Source organism: Castellaniella sp. (assembly GCF_041677825.1).
In the GTDB taxonomy this organism is placed as follows: Bacteria; Pseudomonadota; Gammaproteobacteria; order Burkholderiales; family Burkholderiaceae_B; genus Castellaniella.
On record NZ_JBAYPG010000003.1, the window covers coordinates 92314 to 108216 of the forward strand.

The following is a 15903-nucleotide window of genomic DNA, read 5'->3' on the forward strand; positions in this document are numbered from 1 at the left end:
CCTACCGCTGGGTCTTCAGCGGGCAGGTGCGGATGCCCAGAATGGCATACAGCGGACAGAAGCGAAACAGTGCCGTGGCGACCGGAATGATACCCAGCCAACCCCACCAGCCAATGGTGCCTGTGGCGGCCAGCACAATGAGCACCAGGCCCACGATCAGGCGCAGTATGCGGTCTATCGTACCGATGTTGATCTTCATGACGGTGACTCCGGAAAGAGGCCTGGCGATGCCCGGCCGTTTGAAAATTTGGTGTTCAGGGACAGAAGATCTGCTTCAGGGTGCCGATCAGCCGGATCACATCGGGATCTGCCACCTGATACAGCACGGTTTGTGATTCGCGCCTGCAGCTGACCAGGCCCTGGGCGCGCATGCGTGCCAGATGCTGCGAGAGCGCCGACTGGCTGAGCCCCAGGCGGCCCTGCAGGGCGCTGACGCACAGTTCACCGTGCGAGATCAGCAGACACAGGATCCAGAGGCGATTCTCGTTGCCCAGACCACGCAACAGCGCAGCGGCCCGGGCAGCGCCTTCCTGCATGAACGTGTCGACCGACAGGGTGTCCAAGATCACAACCTCAATACATTAGTTGACACTAATTTAGCATATGCTAATATTATGCGCAATCCACTACTGGCAAGGCGCTCCAACGCGCACGCCGCCACCCAGCCATCCATCGACCGGAGCACGATATGCAACAGGATTCCTTTCAGACCCTGACCCAGAACATCAGCCAGAATCTCAAATCCCTGCGCAGCAGCCAGCCACAGCTCATGCAGAGCTTCGGCGCCCTGGGCAAGGCGGCACTGGCACCTGGTGCAGTCGACGCCAAAACCAAGGAACTCATCGCGCTGGCGATCGGTGTGGCCACCCATTGCGACGGCTGCATCGGTTATCACACCCAGGCATTGGTGCGTCTCGGCGCCACCGAGCAAGAAGTGCATGAAACCCTGGGCGTGGCGGTCTACATGGGCGGCGGGCCCTCGCTGATGTATTCAGCCAGTGCCATCGCGGCGTTTCGTGAGTGCCTCGATCAGCAGCCCAGCGCCTGAGCAATGCCGGGCGCCTGAGTGAAGCCCGGCGCCTGACGCCCCCCTGACTGCCCTGAGCCCCGCATGCTTCCGCACAGGATTCAGGGCGGGCTCGCGGGGGCACGCAGGCCCACGGCAGGCCGCAGATGGCCGGCCAGATTGGCCGGAATCACCTGTATCACCCGAGCGGCACTCTGCGCGGCCTGCTCGAGTGCGGTTGCAGGGCTGGCCCCGCCTGCCCAGGCATGGACGAATGCCGACGCGTGGGCATCCCCCGCCCCGATGGTCGATACCACCTCGACGGGCAGGGCTGCATGAAAGCACGCCTCGCGGCCATCGAAATACAGGGCGCCCTGGCGGCCCAGGGTCAGCAGAACGGCCTGCCCTTCCCGGCGCAGCAGGCGTGCCGCCAGCGTGCGGGCCTGCTCGGGGGTGACGACTTCCCCATCGGCCAGAACGTCGCCGCACAGCGCGGCCGCTTCGTGCGCATTGACGCAAAGCAGATCGGCCAACAGCCACAGGGGTTCCAGCGCGCCGGGCTGGGCAAGTTGCCGCGCCCCAGGCGTGATGACCAGCCGGGCCGGGGCATCGGCCAGCTGCCCGAGTGCCTGGATCAACCAGGCCTGTGACTCGAGCGACAGGCCGGTGACATACACCACATCCGCCTGGGCCAGGCCGGCAAAGCCATGCTCGCCCACCCAGGTACTGGCGCCCCGTTGCGCATAGGCCCGGGCAGCCCCCTGGGCATCGACCATGACCACCGCCTTGCCGGTCGGCAGTTCGTGTTCGGGCATCATCGGCCGGATGTTGTAGCGCTGCAGCAGGGCGCGCAACAGGCCCCCTTCCAGATCGCTGCCCACACACGCATGCACCGTGACATGCGCCCCGAGGGCCACCGCATTGAGTGCGGCATTCACCGCCCCGCCGCCTGCGTACAGGCCGATGTGATCCACATCCTGCTTGGCGCTCAGCAAGGGCCGCACCGGGGAGACCACGATGTCAACGACGGCCGCGCCTATGGTCGTGAACTGCATGCGTATGCCCCCCGGCGTTCAGCCCTGCCCATGCGGCGCGGCTCGATCGAAGTCGGCGGCCGCATGACGCTCGCGCAGGTATTGCGCGGGATCGCCTGAAGTCCGGTTGACCCGGCTGCCCCGCTGTACGGGTGGCCGCCCTGCCAAGGCCTGAGCCCAGCGCTGCACATGCGTGTATTCATGCACCGAAAGAAACTCGGCGGCGTCATAGACCTTGCCCAGCGCCAGCCGGCCGTACCAGGGCCAGATCGCCATGTCGGCTATCGTGTAACAGTCTCCGGCCACGAACTCGTGCCGCGCCAGCTGCCTGTCGAGTACGTCCATCTGGCGCCTGGATTCCATCGCGAAACGGTTGATGGCGTATTCGATCTTCTCGTGGGCGTACACATAGAAGTGGCCAAACCCGCCCCCCAGATAGGGCGCACTGCCCACCTGCCAGAACAGCCACGACAGGCATTCGGCGCGTCCGGCCGGATCGCGCGGGATGAAGGCGCCGAACTTTTCGGCCAGATGCAGCAAAATGGCGCCGGATTCGAACACCCGCATCGGCTGGCTGCCGCTGCAGTCGAGCAGCGCCGGGATTTTCGAGTTTGGATTGATGTCGACAAAGCCACTGCCAAACTGGTCGCCCTCACCAATGCGAATCAGCCAGGCATCGTATTCGGCACCTGAATGACCGGCGGCCAGCAATTCTTCGAACAGGATCGTCACTTTCATCCCGTTGGGCGTACCTTGCGAATACAGCTGGAACGGGTGCCGGCCCCGCGGCAGATCCTGCTCGTGGGTGGCACCCGCCATGGGCCGATTGATGTTCTCGAAACGCCCGCCACTGGGTTGTTCCCATACCCAGACCCGTGGGGGTTGATAGCCGGATTGGCTCATGCTCGTGGCCTCCTGATGAAACAAAGGAATTGATCGCCCATGGTACCGCAAGCCCGCGCCATCAAGCGGCCAGGAAGTCGGCCAGCATGCTGCTCACCACCTTGGCGGCCCCGCGCAGGTCATCCAGCCGCACATGTTCATCGGCCTGCTTGGCGCGCGATTCCTGCACCGTACGCGGCCCGGCGCCATACATGACCACCGGAACCCCATGCTCGGCATACAGGCGGGCGTGCAAAGGTGTCATGGGCCTGGTTTCATTCAGCGCGCCAGTGTGCCCCACACCCGTACCCTGCTGATGCCGCCATCGGGATACATGTTCACGCGCACGTGCGAGACGGGTTCACGGTAGAGAATGGCTGCACCTTCGTGAAAGTGCCGGGTATCCATCTGCGTCTTGAACTGGGCCAGAATCTCGGGCCAGAACATGGCCTGGGTCACCAGGGACTCATCTGTGGATTCCTTGACCAAAGCCCCCTGGACCGACACCCGATCCGGATAATTGCCCTTGAAATGCGCCGTATCGACCTCGATTTTCTCGACGGTCACCGCATGCCCGAGTTCGAGGATGATCCAGTCATAGCCCGGCTCGCGCCGCCGGCGGGTTTCCCAGCCGTCGCCCATGTTGACCCCGCGCCCGGCGGTAATCAGGGCGGTGGGCGAACCAAAATGCGCATCGCTCCAGGCCACGATGCGGCCACCGTTGGCGAGCGCCGAGACCTCGTGCAACGCGCCGGGATCCTGTTGATCCCAGTTGCAGGCTGGCTGGCCGTGGATGCGCAGGCGCGCCACCCCGCCGTCGGGGAAAATGCTCAAGCGCACGTGGGTCCAGACCCGATCGTCGTGAATGTCCACGAAATGGTGTGAATGGCCCTGCAGCGAATGGGCAGGCATCAGCATCTCCCATTGCGTGGTCTCGCTCGGCTCATCTTCACAGTACGCCACCTGGATGGCGGCTGCAGGCGGGAAATTGCCGGTGAAATGGCTGGTATCCACATCCAGCCCCCTGATGCGGCCCGGCAGACCCAGACGGATCACGGCGTGGTCGTGCCCCCCGTTGCGCCGCCGGCGCGTTTCCCAGCCATCCATCCACTTGCCATGGTCATCGAACTTGCCCACCACGAATACGGGCGGCGCATCCTGCAGCATGCGCTGGGCTGCTGCAAAGAATTCATCGGAGCACGACAGCACCCGCGCGCCCAGACTTTCACTGGCAAGATTGGGATAACGGGTGGCGAAAACGGGCAGATCGACTGCCGGGGCATCGATGAGGGTGCCTGCGGGCAAATTGCTTGCAGCCATGATGGACTACTCCTGAATCAGGGATGAACTTGGTGCATCAGGCCCGGGTGAACGGATGTTCCCGGATCCAGTGCCGTGCGATGTCGGCCCGCGTGGCCACCCAGACCCGGTCGTGCGCCTGGACATGGTCCAGAAACCGCTGCAGGCCTGCAAACCGGCCAGGGCGCCCGATCAGCCGGCAATGCAGGCCGACAGACATCATCCGGGGTCGGGTCGCGCCTTCGGCATAGAGCACATCGAAGGCGTCGCGCAGATAATGGAAGAAATGATCCGCCGTATTGAACCCCTGCGGCGAGGCGAAACGCATGTCATTCGTATCGAGCGTATAGGGCACCATGAGCTGCGGGTGGCGGCGGCCCGCGCCCAGATCCACCTCGACCCAGAACGGCAGGTCATCGGCATAAGAATCTGCATCATAGAGAAACTGCCCGTGTTCGGCCACGATACGCAAGGTGTTCGGGCTGTCGCGCCCGGTATACCAACCGTCCGGATGGCGCCCCAGTACACGGGTGACGACCTCTACGCAGCGCTGGAAGTGCTCGCGCTCCAGAGCTTCGGATACAGACTGGTAATCGATCCAGCGATAGCCATGACAGGCAAGCTCATGACCCAGCTCCACAAAGGCGCGCGCCACTTCCGGGTTGCGCTCGAGGGCCATGCCCACGGCAAATACCGTCAGGGGCAGCTGCCTGCGCTCGAATTCACGCAGAATGCGCCAGACACCGGCCCGTGAACCATATTCGTAGATCGACTCCATGGACAGATGACGCGCCGGGTACGCTGCGGCCCCGATGATTTCCGACAGGAACTGCTCCGAACCCGCATCCCCATGCAGAATGCTGTTCTCGCCCCCTTCTTCGTAATTCACCACGAACTGCACCGCCACACGCGCCTGCCCGGGCCAGTTGGCCGCTGGGGGATTGCGCCCATGGCCGATCAGGTCACGCGGATAATAGGGGTCGGCAACGGAATCGAAGCGGGTATTCATGACGGTTCTCCGGCTGGGCGGCAGGCCCGGTTTCAGCGGCCCGGGCCAAAGGCAGCCCATGGGTCGGCGGTTCTGGGCGGCGCATCATCGACGCGCTGTTCGCAGTCGAGCAGATGAAGGTGCATCGCGCTGCGCGCCCTGGCGGCATCCCGGGCTTCCAGACTCGCGAGCAGATCCCGATGCTCATGGTACGAACAGGTACTGTCTTCGGCCTGATCGCCCAGGGCGATGATGAGCGTCGTGCGCGCACACAGGCTGGCCAGCAGGTCGGACAGTTCCTGGTTGCCCAGCAGGCGGGCCAATGCCACATGGAAGGCATTGGACAGCCGCAACCAGCTGATCCGGTCGCCCTGCTCGAATGCCTGCTGCTCGCGCTCGACCATGTCGTGCAGTGGCTGCAGGCGCGCGGGCAGGTCATCGAGTTGCACCAGCTGGTCGATGACCACGCATTCCAGCCAGCGGCGCAGCGTGAACACTTCATGGATCTCTTTTCGCGAGGCCTGCCACACCGTGGCCCCGCGGTTGGGGGCCAGCGACACGATGCGGTCATGGGCCAGTTCGGCGAGCGCCGCGCGCACGGTGCCACGCGAACAGTTGAATATGTCGCACAGGCGGGCCTCGGTCAGGCGGGCACCGGGCAACAGCCGCCGGTCCATGGCGGCATCGAAGATCTCGCGATACACGCGATCCACCTCGGCGCGATCCCGCGTGCCTGCGCGGCCACGCAGGCTGGAGGCACGTGGAGCCTGCAGCGCAGCGTCTGCAGGGCGAGGAGGTGAAATCCGAAGCATAAGGGGACCCGACAGGTGTTCCATCATGAAGCGAAGAATTGTTGACAATTATTGTGTACCAAGTGAAAATCGTCAACATCTATTGTCCACGATACGCCTTTGCCGGCGCCTGTCTTCATGGGAAAGCTCACCACGCATGTACTGGATACTGTCCACGGCGTGCCCGCACAGAATGTCCAGTTGCGCCTGTTCCGTCTCGAGGGTGGCCAGCACACGCTGTTGTGCAAGACCCGCACCAACCATGACGGCCGCTGTGACGCGCCCCTGCTGGAAGGCGCATCCTTCACCGCAGGCACCTACGAACTGGTGTTCGAGGCCGGTGACTACTTTGCCGGCAAGGGCTTGATCCTGCCCGAACCGCGCTTTGTCGATCAGGTGGTGCTGCGTTTCGGCGTGGCCCATCCCGAGCAGAACTATCACGTGCCTCTGGTCGTCACCCCCTGGACCTGGTCCACATACCGCGGCAGCTGAACCTTGCCCGGCTGCTCCGGGCCATCGGGAGACAGATTCATGGGGAGCTTTTTTCTCGAATACGGCAACCTGCTGCTGCGTTGGCTGCACGTGATCGCCGCCATCGCCTGGATCGGCGAATCCATTTATTTCGTGATGCTCGACCTGAGCCTGCGCCCGCCCAAGTCCGCCCTGGGCCAGCAGACAGGCGCCCATGGCGAACTGTGGGCGGTACACGGCGGCGGCTTCTACCACAACCAGAAGTACCTGACCAACCCGCCCGAACTGCCCGATGACCTGCACTGGGCCTTCTGGAAGGCATATACCACCTGGCTCTCGGGCTTCGGGCTGTTCACGTTGCTGTACCTGCTGCGCGCCGACATCTATCTGATCAATCCGGCCAGCCCCTGGGAGTGGGCCCGCAACATGAACGGCACCGAGGCCGGGCTGCTCGCCGTACTGTTCCTGATCGTCGGCTACAACGTGTACTCGCGCCTGTGCCGCATCATCAGCCCGAGCGTGAATCACGATGGCTGGCTGAGCCTGGCCGTCGGCGTCATGATGATCATCGTCGCCTGGCTCAGCGTACAGATCTTTCCCGGCCGGGCCGCCTTCCTGATCACCGGCGCCCTGATGGCCACCTGCATGTCGGCCAACGTGTTCTTCTGGGTGATCCCCGGGCAGCGGCGCATGGTCAAGGCGCTGAAAGCGGGCGAAACACCCAACCCGCTCGACGGTGCGTGGGGCAAGCAGCGCTCGGTGCACAACACCTACTTCACCCTGCCGGTCATCTTCCTGATGCTCAGCAACCATTATTCGTTCACCTACACGAACGAATACGCCTGGGTCATCATGGCCCTGTTCATCTTTGCGGGCGCCCTCATCCGGCAATACTTCGTCCTGCGCCACACTGGCCGCAATGACCTGCGCTTTCCGCTGGCCGGCATTGTGCTGCTGGCGGTGATCGGCTGGCTGGCGGCACCGTCTTCAGACGCTGGCGCCCTGGCCATGGGCGATCCGGGCGCCGAGCGGGTCACCGCCACCCGCGTGCACGACATCGTTCAGGCGCGCTGCACCGAATGCCATTCCGCCAGGCCCACGCAGCCGGGTTTCGCGGCGGCCCCGGCCGGAGTCCTGCTGGATACCAAAGACCAGCTCATGCAACACGCCGGGCAGGTCAAGGATGTGGTTGCCAGCAACTACATGCCGTTGGCCAATCTGACACAGATGACGCCCGCAGAGCGCGCCCTGATTGCCCGCTGGAGCGGCCAGCCCGAATAGGCCCGGGTACGCCACCACCCACCCTGCCGAATCAGGCCCTGGGCAGGCCCGGCCAACGCAGCCTGCCGGGGGCAGGCCTGGCTCAACGCGCCACGCAGATGTAGCCCAGGGTCAAGCCTTCGCTGCTCATCGCCGCGCCCGATTCGGATACGCGCACCATCAGATAGGCCGCTGGGCAGGTGCACGTACCCGTCACCGGGTTGGCGGTCGACACGCCCGCTGCATCGACACACCCGCGCCGGTTGTTGGTCAGGTAACCCCCTCCATCGGGCCGCAGGAGCGCGCGCCACAGGCCGCCGCGGCACTCCATCAGGCCCGGACCGGAGCGCGATCGCCCCAGGGCCCCATCTGCGGCGCAGGCCTGCCCTTCGGCCCAGAGGTTCTCCAGCACCAGGCCATCGGCCGCAACCAGGTGCGAGCCGCTGCGCATGCGCCCCTGAACAGTGGCATCACCCTGGAAATCCGGATCCCGGACATCGCCGACCCGGAGGAAATCGGCATGATCGAAGCCCGGTTCGGGTGGCTGCGGATCACCAGGCCCCTCGGGCGGCAGGACATCTGGCGGCTCCCCACCAGGGGCGGCGAGGTCTACCCAGGTCGCCAGCAATGCCACCGTTCCCTGCGTGACCTCGCTGCCCCACGAAGCAGGCACAGGCCAGCGCACACCGGAACCGGACAGGACGACGGGCTGTGCGGACCAGGACACCAGGCCATGCCCCTGTGCCGCCACCAGCCATTCAGCGATCAGAGCCTCATCCACCTGGCCGGAACGCGTGAGCAATGGGGCCTGCACATGCACCAGGCCCTGGACAGGGCATGGCACCTGCGTACAGCCGGCGGCTGGCACCACGCGCAGGGTCAATTGCTGCCCCATTGGACCAATGGCCTGCCACGAAGCCGGCAGCAAGCCCACCGCCTGCAGTTCGGACCACCGCGGGCTGGACCAGGCCGCGAAGCCCCGGGCTGCCAGCGCATTGTCGGCCGGCAGCCGGGCCAGTTCGGGCCCGTGCCGGGCCAGGTACGCCGAAGCCGCAGCATGTGCCGTCAGCATCCAGGTGGCCAGCGAGCGCGCCTGCAGATCACGACTGCGGCGCGCCCATTCATGCCCGCCCCAGACGGCCAGGGCCAGCGTGATGGCCGTGACCAGCATGAGTTCGAACAACAGCGAGCCCACCTGGGACCTGCGCTCAGGTGACATGGAATTCGAACTGATTGACATCACCTTTGGCACAGGCGGCTTCGGTCGCCAGCGCACTGTAGGGTGCCGTGGCGCTCTTGACCGTGGCCCCGGCCCCCTCGCCCGAGCCCACCGTGATGCTGTCGGCAAGGCGCTGCAATACCGAGGCGATCGACGGGCACGCGGCATGATTGACCTTCTTGAGCCGCAGTACAAAGCCCTTGCCCGAATCCTCGGACGCGACTTCGACTGTGCCGTCACTGCCCAGCCCGTGCAGGACGGTGTTGGCCGCTGTTTTGGTGAGCACAGAAGAATCGATCACCTGGGCGGCCAGATTGCCGACCCCGATGCCCTGATAGGGCGCACCCGATGATGTCCCCGCATTGATGCGCATGTGCACGATGAAGCGCGCGAGTTCCTGGCCCACCTTGGGCACCTTGTTCTCGAGCACATAGTTGCCGATGGCCGGGATCCCCACGACCGCGATCAGCAGGATGATGGCCGTGACGATCGAGACCTCGATCAGGGAGAAGCCGGCCTGCCGCGAGCGTCGTCTGAGCGGTACCGCGACCAGACGGGAATCGGTGCCTGCCCTTGCAGCCTGCACCCGGGATTGGCTGTGCATATGATCTCCTTTGCCGCAACCGCGGCGTCAGTACAGCGTCGGTTTGAATCAGCCGCTCAGGCGACCGCGTGAAACATCATCCAGCCCCGCCGAAGCTCGTCTATTACGGCGTAATGCCACAGACCCAGGCCCATGACCACAGCGACGCCGGCCAGCAGTATGGCCCAGCGCAGCATCTGGGCCTGGGCCCGCATGCGCTGCAGCCAGCGCCCCGCCATCCGCTCGTGCACCACCTGCAGGCCCTGCTGCAGACCCTGCGCAGCGACCATGTCTTCGAAATACCAGTACAGATCGGGATCCAGCAGACCGGTATCGAATGCCGCTGCACTGGTCAGGCCCTGATCGATACGCCACACCATCTCGCGCAGGTGGCGGGCCAGCCACGGACTGGCCTCTTCGAGAAAAACCACGATGACAGGGCGCAACTGGCTGGATTGGCCGGACTCGGGCACGAGCAGGATGGCCACCAGGGCCAGGAAACGCATGGCCTGAACCTGCCGATAGAGCTTCCAGGGCCCGTGACGGTCGAGCCGTACCCGCCATGGGCCATGGGTGCGCGGCATGGCGTGCCAGGCAGCGACCAGGAGTGCAAAAGCCACTGGGCAGAGCAGGAAACCCCAACGACGCAAGGTCTGCGCAAGAGCAAACAGTGCCCGGCTCCAGTCACCCAGGTAGGCGGGCGGCAAACCACTGAACGCCTGTTGCAGGGACGGCACCGTCCACCAGGCCATGGCGGGCAACAGGGCCGACAGCAGCAGCAGCGCGAGGGCCGCCACGGCCAGGGTTTCCCAGAGCAGATCACGTGCCTGCCCCAGCAAGGCCAGATGCCTGGCAAGCGCGGCAAACGCAGCCAGCAAACGGGCATTGCCATGCGCCTGTACGGTACGGATCAGGGCCAGTTCGTCACGCGGGAAGCAGCCCAGCCAGGTGGCATGCAGATCGCCACCACCCGCCTCGCAGCGACGCGCCCAGAGCACCGACAAGCGGCCGCGCACGGTGTTCGCACCGTGGCGCTGGGCATCACGATCGAACAGTTCGCGAATGGTCAGGCGACCCTGGGAACCCCGCAGCACCGCCTGGAGATAGTCGTAATAGTCAGCCCGACGCGCTGCGAATCGCCAGGCATCCAGGCCCGAGAGGCCACCGGCCAGCAGACTGGATCCTGCACGTGCCCACCGCGGGCCATGCCCGCGGGTCGAGCTCATGGTGCCCCCGTGGCGCACGGCAGCCCCAGCCGCAGCATCATGGTCTCGAAGGCCATGAAGCGCGGCTCCACATCGCGCGGATCGACACCGCCCTGGGCCACCTTCTGCATGGCATGGGCCATGGCGCTGCAGACGCGGTGCGGTACGTGCGCGACGCCATCGCCCGGGTCGGCGGACGCCAGGCCCGGCTCGAGGAATTCGGCCGCAACGGTACGCCCTGAATACCCGTAGAGTTCGGGCAGGGCCCCGGCCCGGCAGGTTGCACAGCCTTGTGGATTGCGCAAGCGGATACCCGCCATATCGAGGGCCCACAGCCGCTGCACCCAGCCCAGCCACTGCTGCCAATAGGCAGCTGATGGCCCCCGAAGCTGCTGGCGCACCAATTCGGGCACGCTCAGGGGCCGCGCGCAGGCAGCGCACAGCTGCGGCAACAGAACCTGGTGCACCATGAGCTTGAGCATGCCCGGCGCAAGCAGGAAGTCGCGCGGAATGGCGATGAAGTCGGACGCCAGCCGGTCAATGATGGTCTGGGCGCAGGACGCATGTACCGTGGTATACAGATTGACGCCCGAACCCACCAGATCCATGAAGGCACGCGCACTGTCCTTGTCGCGGATTTCACCGAGCAGCACGTCGGTCATGGCCGAGCGCTTCAGCGTGCGCAGCTTGGCGGCGTACTGTTCGCGTGCGTCCTGGTCGAGATTGCGGCCCAGGCTGTTCTGTACCGCGCCCCGTATGCGGTATTCGACGGGCTCTTCGAGCGTGATGATCTTGCGGTCCTCGGGCAGGCGCCGGATCAGGGTGGCCAGGGTGGTGGACTTGCCTGAACCCACAGCCCCAGCCAGGATCACAGCCCCCCCTTCGGATCGCATCACCCGATCGAAGCACGCAATCTGGTCGGCCCTGTAGCCCAGCGAAGCCAGGCTGACCACCTGGTCGGCGGCATCGCGGGCCAAAAAGCGCAGGCAAACGCTTGGGCCCCGTTCGGCCGCCAGCGAAGCCCAGCGCAACACATAGCTGCAGCCATCGACCTGACGCACCAGCATCCCCTGCTGCTCGCGCAATGGATCGAAGACCGCCCCATTGCCGCCCTGGATATCCATCCAGGCCACCGACAACACGTCGAGCAGCAAAGCCGTAGGCAACTGGCGAAACGGTTCGGGTGCCACGTAACGCCCCATCACGGTATAGCGCACTTCGGATTCTTCGGCATCCTTGAGGATGTTCAGATGCAGGTCAGTGGCCTGATGCCGCACCCCCCATTCCACCAGGTCCTGGAACACGCCGGCCAACGCCGTAGGGGTCCGCTCGCTGCCAGCCACAGGGGCCATGCGCTGCAGGCCCTTGCGCGCCAGCGCAAGCAGCAGGGGAGCGGGAAGAATGAAACGGGAGGGCTCGGACAGACGGCATCCGCGACTGACCAGACTGCGCTCGAGCGCATCGGCCTGATCACTGCCTACGTGATCGGGATGCGCCAGAATGGTCACTGTATCGTCATCGCGCTCGACCGGACAGAGGCGCTCGGCCAGTTGCTCGACACCATGTTCGCGATGCAGCAACCGCCGGATGGCCGGACGCAATGCGGCGAGATCGGCAGCATGAGCCACCGTACCCGCGCGCGCCGGATCGAATGGCCGCTGGTTTTCCGAAAGGAACAGGGCAAGGGCAGGCCAGGCTTTCATGGCTGCCCCCAACCCAGAAGCATCCTGAGACACAGCGAATGCCGATCCGTGCCGCGCTCGAGTTGCACACAGGCGCCATTCATGTCCCGCAGCCGAAACACCCCGGAATCGCCAAAATGACCCGCAGGCCACGCCTGCCCGCGAACATACAGATAGGCACGCCGATCGACGTGGACTTCAGCCAGCAAGGCCGAACCCACCCCATACAGCGCAACCAGCCGCGGTTCATCGATGGCACCGGGGCTGGCACCCGATGCAGCGGCGACACCGGAGCCCGGACGTGGACGGTCCATGGCCTCGCGCAGATCGTCCTGCATCAGTTCGTGCACGGACTGCATCTCCCAGGACCGTATGGCCTGCCCCGCACCCGCATCGGCTGGCGGCACACCGGAGGGTGTCGAGTCATTCGAGCCTGCCTCATCGACCTGCTGCCCAACATTCGCAACCGAAGACGCAACGCGAGCGGCATGGCCAGCCGTCTGGGCGTGGGCGGGCAGCGGCGAGCAGCACAACGCCAAAAGGCTGCCCAGCAGGTATTCACGAGCCATTTTCATAGATCACCCCTTCAAGCCGCAAGGTCAGGCGGCTGGTACGCAGATCGGGCCGTACCCCGGTTGTCACCACCAGGGACAGCTTGTGCCAGGACACCGATTCCACCATCGATGTCAACAGGAACCCGGACCGCAAGGGGCCCTCGACCTGCAGCCCGCGCATTGAAATGGCCGGCAACCCGGAGGATGGTTCGGCAAGCGGCTGACCCTCGGCATCCTGTGGCGCTGCGACGGACAAAGTGTGCGCGGGTTCGAGATGCAGACGGTGAAACGCCGGCAGACTGGCCTGCAAAGCGCTGGACCAGTCGCGCGTGACCCAGTGGGCCCGGGGCAGAGCGGCCGGCGTAACCTGCCGGGCGGGCACGGAGACGGACCATATCGCCCGCGCGCGGTCGAGACTGGAAAATTCGAGGGCCCAGGTACCGGGCGCATGCTCGAGCAGACCACGATTGTCGGCGCCCTGAGCCTGGCGTCGGTAATCTGCCTGGCAGGACCAGGACGCACCACCCATGTGTGGCTGACAATGCACTTCGAGCAGGTCCCAGCCGGCCAGGCGCACCGGCTGCCGATACAGCGTCTGCAGCAATGCCCGGGTACCGGCGGCGCCATGGATGAAACGACCGTGCAGAGCCTGATCGAGCGCCTCTTGCCAGAGCACCGCAGGCGGCGTCGCGTGGGAAATCGCCGTATTCTGGGCGGCCTGGGTATGCAGCCATGCCGCTGCGCCCAGCGCCAGGCCGAACGGTACGCCATACCGCCGCACGGGCGATGAGCGCACCGGCTGCATAGCCAGATCGGGCGTAGCCTGGCTGGCCAACGTGTGCAGAAGCGCTTGAACGCCCGCTGGATCCGGTGCAGGAAGCATCTCGAGGCCGGGGCATGCCAGACGCATGGCCTGCATCGAAGCGAGCGCCAGTTCGAGACTGGGATAGCTGCGGTCCCCGCGCACCAATGCCACCCCCTGGTGCGCAGCCAGCACGTGCCAGGTCTGCGTATCGAGGGCCAGTATGCAGGCCCTGGAGCCCTCTGGGTACAGGCGGGCCCACAAATCGGCAAGCGACCAGCAACGGCCCCGCCCAGGTACACCGCGCGCCAGACCCAGCGCCGCAGGCGGCTCGCCGGACCACACCACCAGGGTGGCCCCGAGACGGCGCGCCTGGGCGCGACTGAATGCAGATTCGGCCAGGACCGGAACCCAATCGAGCCCGCACAGGAGCTTTTTCTGATCGACCAGCAGGACGCGGGCGGCGCGCATGGTTCAAAGCCCCTCTTCGATTTGTGCCGTGATGATCAACACGGTGGCCAGCCGTTGGGCCTGCAGCTGGTCCCCGCCGCCGAACAGCACCGGAAGACCTGGACCCAGCCGCCTTTCGGAAGTCTCCGACTGCTGACGATCGAAGCCCGATACCACCAGTGGCTGCCCAGGTTGCAAGGCCAGTTGCTGGACTGTGCCGTTGCCTTCGATGGTGAGTTGCTGAAGCTGCAACGGGTTGTCCTTGTCGCCGAAGGTGACCGTCTTCAGGGGCTGCGCAACCGTGTTGTCGTAGGCCAGTGACAGCAGGATCTGGCCGTTGTCCTGGGCATCGGGCACCAGCGTGAGCAACGACCCCACGGTTTCTTCTTTTTGATTGACCGAGATCGCCGGCACGGCAAGGCCGCTGGCGCCCGTGACGGGCGTGGTCTCGATACGGTCGATATACGAGAACGTGGTGCGTACGGCATGGGTGACCGGGCGCCGATTCAGGGTGAGCATGGGTACACTGCTGCGCCGCACCAGGGTCACGGTTTCGCCCAGCGCCCGGATCACGGCTTCGCTGCCGGTCAGGGTGCCCTGTACGGCCTGTATCCCAAGCTGCCCTGCCGGGCTGCTTGCCAGGCCGGGCACAGCCAGGTGGCCCGCCAGATGGGCCCCGGAAAAAACCAGATTCCAGTCCAGGCTGGCCTGGGCCTGTTCGTTGAGCGCAATGGTGAGTTCTTCGAACACCAGCCGGACACGGCGTGTCAGGGCACGGTTTTCGTGCTCGAGATAGCGACTGATGCGCTCGAGCACGTCGGGCGTATCGGTGACGACGATGTTGGCCGCTGCGCCCGGCTCGACCACCAGGATCCCCGCCCTGGACAGAAAGGCTTCGAGGCGGGCACGCAGGGTTTTCATGATGTCAAGATCGCCGCTGCTGAGCTGCGTGTTCGATGCGCTGACAAAGCCGCCCTCGGCATGCCCACGCCCCAGCCCCAAGGATGCCTGGGCCCGGGCATCGAGGGTCAGCGCGCGCACATTGAACACCCGCGTCTCGGTGCGATAGAACTCGATGCGGCCCCCTTCATAGCGCCAGTGCACCCCATGATGCGCCGCCAGCCGATCGAGGATCAGGGGCAGTGCCGCCGGGCCGTCGGCCAGTGCGGCGGAGCCTGCGTCATCCACCAGCCCGATTGACCCCCCTGCGGGGTCATTGGCCATGCGCGGCAGGAAATGGGCGACGGGCAGCAGCGCATCGGGGCGCACATGCACCGGAATCCCCGTGACTGCGGTAATGCGCCGGGCAATCTGGCGCAGATCGTCCGGGCCATCGGCAAACAGCAGGGTGGTCTGTACACGCCCGCGCAGCACGGCCGGCAATGTCAGTTCGCGAGCCAGAGGCTGCGCCGGGCCGGCGATCCAGGGTTTGTCTATATCCTGGGTGGCCATCCGCAGATCCGGATCTGCCTGGCGGGGCACGAATCCGGCGTGCCCCTGCGCCACTTTCCCGTCGGCCTGCTCGAAGGCTCGCCCGGCCTGACGCAGCCGTTCGGGCAGGCTGCAGGCCGCCAGCCCGGGCAGCAGGCACAGGCAGCACACGAGCGGCCAGCGCATGGCAGGCCTGGGCCGGCAGGCATGGGAACGCCATGCAGACCAGCCCATGACCCGGCGGAC

17 protein-coding genes and 1 pseudogene are annotated in these 15903 nt (G+C 65.5%); 3 read left to right on the top strand and 15 right to left on the bottom strand.

What is annotated here, in order from left to right:
- Window position 1: 1 nt before the first annotated feature.
- Window positions 2-199 carry a DUF2892 domain-containing protein gene (locus WCY17_RS02345; RefSeq protein ID WP_372700559.1) on the bottom strand — a complete coding sequence of 66 codons (198 nt, stop codon included), beginning with the start codon at window positions 197-199 and terminating at the stop codon, window positions 2-4.
- 55 nt (window positions 200-254) lie between these two features.
- On the bottom strand, window positions 255-536 hold the full coding sequence (locus WCY17_RS02350) for an ArsR/SmtB family transcription factor (RefSeq protein ID WP_372700617.1): 282 nt from the start codon (window positions 534-536) through the stop codon (window positions 255-257).
- 152 nt (window positions 537-688) lie between these two features.
- Between WCY17_RS02350 and WCY17_RS02355 the strand changes: the two genes are divergently transcribed.
- Entirely contained in the window at window positions 689-1048 is a 360-nt protein-coding gene (locus WCY17_RS02355) for a carboxymuconolactone decarboxylase family protein (RefSeq protein ID WP_372700560.1), read from the top strand.
- A gap of 80 nt (window positions 1049-1128) precedes the next feature.
- Here the strand turns inward: WCY17_RS02355 and WCY17_RS02360 are convergent, their stop codons facing one another.
- The 6 genes and pseudogenes from WCY17_RS02360 to WCY17_RS02385 all read right to left on the bottom strand — a co-directional run bounded on the left by WCY17_RS02360 (window position 1129) and on the right by WCY17_RS02385 (window position 6021).
- Window positions 1129-2061: a carbohydrate kinase family protein gene (locus WCY17_RS02360; protein ID WP_372700561.1), complete on the bottom strand. Its 933-nt coding sequence runs from the start codon at window positions 2059-2061 to the stop codon at window positions 1129-1131.
- An 18-nt stretch (window positions 2062-2079) separates the two neighbouring features.
- Window positions 2080-2943: a glutathione-dependent disulfide-bond oxidoreductase gene (gene yghU, locus WCY17_RS02365; protein WP_372700562.1), complete on the bottom strand. Its 864-nt coding sequence runs from the start codon at window positions 2941-2943 to the stop codon at window positions 2080-2082.
- 61 nt (window positions 2944-3004) lie between these two features.
- A pseudogene (locus WCY17_RS02370) lies at window positions 3005-3184 on the bottom strand (peptidase M20); the annotation flags it as partial.
- A gap of 17 nt (window positions 3185-3201) precedes the next feature.
- Window positions 3202-4209 (bottom strand): allantoicase, encoded by a 1008-nt coding sequence (gene alc / locus WCY17_RS02375; protein ID WP_372700618.1) that lies wholly within the window; start codon window positions 4207-4209, stop codon window positions 3202-3204.
- A 70-nt stretch (window positions 4210-4279) separates the two neighbouring features.
- Complete coding sequence (gene puuE / locus WCY17_RS02380) at window positions 4280-5230, bottom strand: allantoinase PuuE (RefSeq protein WP_372700563.1); 951 nt, start codon at window positions 5228-5230, stop codon at window positions 4280-4282.
- Window positions 5231-5262: 32 nt separating this feature from the next.
- Window positions 5263-6021: a GntR family transcriptional regulator gene (locus WCY17_RS02385; RefSeq protein ID WP_372700564.1), complete on the bottom strand. Its 759-nt coding sequence runs from the start codon at window positions 6019-6021 to the stop codon at window positions 5263-5265.
- Between the two features lie 117 nt (window positions 6022-6138).
- On the opposite strand from WCY17_RS02385, the gene uraH reads away from it, so the two are divergent.
- Window positions 6139-6492 carry a hydroxyisourate hydrolase gene (uraH, locus tag WCY17_RS02390; protein WP_372700565.1) on the top strand — a complete coding sequence of 118 codons (354 nt, stop codon included), beginning with the start codon at window positions 6139-6141 and terminating at the stop codon, window positions 6490-6492.
- A 39-nt stretch (window positions 6493-6531) separates the two neighbouring features.
- Window positions 6532-7752 carry a urate hydroxylase PuuD gene (locus WCY17_RS02395; RefSeq protein WP_372700566.1) on the top strand — a complete coding sequence of 407 codons (1221 nt, stop codon included), beginning with the start codon at window positions 6532-6534 and terminating at the stop codon, window positions 7750-7752.
- Window positions 7753-7834: 82 nt separating this feature from the next.
- Here WCY17_RS02395 and WCY17_RS02400 read toward each other — a convergent pair whose 3' ends face one another.
- From WCY17_RS02400 to WCY17_RS02430, 7 genes are read right to left on the bottom strand one after another with little or no spacing between them, the layout of a single operon-like run.
- Window positions 7835-8950 (bottom strand): hypothetical protein, encoded by a 1116-nt coding sequence (locus WCY17_RS02400; protein WP_372700567.1) that lies wholly within the window; start codon window positions 8948-8950, stop codon window positions 7835-7837.
- Complete coding sequence (locus WCY17_RS02405) at window positions 8940-9554, bottom strand: type 4 pilus major pilin (protein WP_372700568.1); 615 nt, start codon at window positions 9552-9554, stop codon at window positions 8940-8942. The genes WCY17_RS02400 and WCY17_RS02405 overlap by 11 nt, the downstream gene beginning before the upstream one ends.
- A 56-nt stretch (window positions 9555-9610) precedes the next feature.
- Window positions 9611-10759: a hypothetical protein gene (locus tag WCY17_RS02410; RefSeq protein WP_372700569.1), complete on the bottom strand. Its 1149-nt coding sequence runs from the start codon at window positions 10757-10759 to the stop codon at window positions 9611-9613.
- On the bottom strand, window positions 10756-12441 hold the full coding sequence (locus tag WCY17_RS02415; protein WP_372700570.1) for an ATPase, T2SS/T4P/T4SS family: 1686 nt from the start codon (window positions 12439-12441) through the stop codon (window positions 10756-10758). Before WCY17_RS02415 ends, WCY17_RS02410 begins: the two co-directional genes overlap by 4 nt.
- The gene (locus WCY17_RS02420) at window positions 12438-12995 is read right to left on the bottom strand and encodes a hypothetical protein (RefSeq protein ID WP_372700571.1); all 558 of its coding nucleotides are present in this window, start codon (window positions 12993-12995) and stop codon (window positions 12438-12440) included. Before WCY17_RS02420 ends, WCY17_RS02415 begins: the two co-directional genes overlap by 4 nt.
- Window positions 12979-14247, bottom strand: coding sequence for a hypothetical protein (locus WCY17_RS02425; protein WP_372700572.1), 1269 nt, complete (start codon window positions 14245-14247; stop codon window positions 12979-12981). Before WCY17_RS02425 ends, WCY17_RS02420 begins: the two co-directional genes overlap by 17 nt.
- Before the next feature lie 3 nt (window positions 14248-14250).
- Entirely contained in the window at window positions 14251-15843 is a 1593-nt protein-coding gene (locus WCY17_RS02430) for a hypothetical protein (RefSeq protein ID WP_372700573.1), read from the bottom strand.
- Window positions 15844-15903: the final 60 nt, after the last annotated feature.

Coding starts and splice junctions, on each gene's coding strand:
- WCY17_RS02360 (WP_372700561.1), bottom strand. CDS start 2,061: ATGCAGTTCACGACCATAGGCGCGGCCGTCGTTGACATCGTGGTCTCC.
- WCY17_RS02430 (WP_372700573.1), bottom strand. CDS start 15,843: ATGCGCTGGCCGCTCGTGTGCTGCCTGTGCCTGCTGCCCGGGCTGGCG.
- WCY17_RS02355 (WP_372700560.1), top strand. CDS start 689: ATGCAACAGGATTCCTTTCAGACCCTGACCCAGAACATCAGCCAGAAT.
- WCY17_RS02345 (WP_372700559.1), bottom strand. CDS start 199: ATGAAGATCAACATCGGTACGATAGACCGCATACTGCGCCTGATCGTG.
- uraH (WP_372700565.1), top strand. CDS start 6,139: ATGGGAAAGCTCACCACGCATGTACTGGATACTGTCCACGGCGTGCCC.
- WCY17_RS02400 (WP_372700567.1), bottom strand. CDS start 8,950: ATGTCACCTGAGCGCAGGTCCCAGGTGGGCTCGCTGTTGTTCGAACTC.
- WCY17_RS02350 (WP_372700617.1), bottom strand. CDS start 536: ATGCAGGAAGGCGCTGCCCGGGCCGCTGCGCTGTTGCGTGGTCTGGGC.
- WCY17_RS02395 (WP_372700566.1), top strand. CDS start 6,532: ATGGGGAGCTTTTTTCTCGAATACGGCAACCTGCTGCTGCGTTGGCTG.
- WCY17_RS02420 (WP_372700571.1), bottom strand. CDS start 12,995: ATGAAAATGGCTCGTGAATACCTGCTGGGCAGCCTTTTGGCGTTGTGC.
- puuE (WP_372700563.1), bottom strand. CDS start 5,230: ATGAATACCCGCTTCGATTCCGTTGCCGACCCCTATTATCCGCGTGAC.
- WCY17_RS02385 (WP_372700564.1), bottom strand. CDS start 6,021: ATGCTTCGGATTTCACCTCCTCGCCCTGCAGACGCTGCGCTGCAGGCT.
- WCY17_RS02415 (WP_372700570.1), bottom strand. CDS start 12,441: ATGAAAGCCTGGCCTGCCCTTGCCCTGTTCCTTTCGGAAAACCAGCGG.
- WCY17_RS02410 (WP_372700569.1), bottom strand. CDS start 10,759: ATGAGCTCGACCCGCGGGCATGGCCCGCGGTGGGCACGTGCAGGATCC.
- yghU (WP_372700562.1), bottom strand. CDS start 2,943: ATGAGCCAATCCGGCTATCAACCCCCACGGGTCTGGGTATGGGAACAA.
- WCY17_RS02405 (WP_372700568.1), bottom strand. CDS start 9,554: ATGCACAGCCAATCCCGGGTGCAGGCTGCAAGGGCAGGCACCGATTCC.
- WCY17_RS02425 (WP_372700572.1), bottom strand. CDS start 14,247: ATGCGCGCCGCCCGCGTCCTGCTGGTCGATCAGAAAAAGCTCCTGTGC.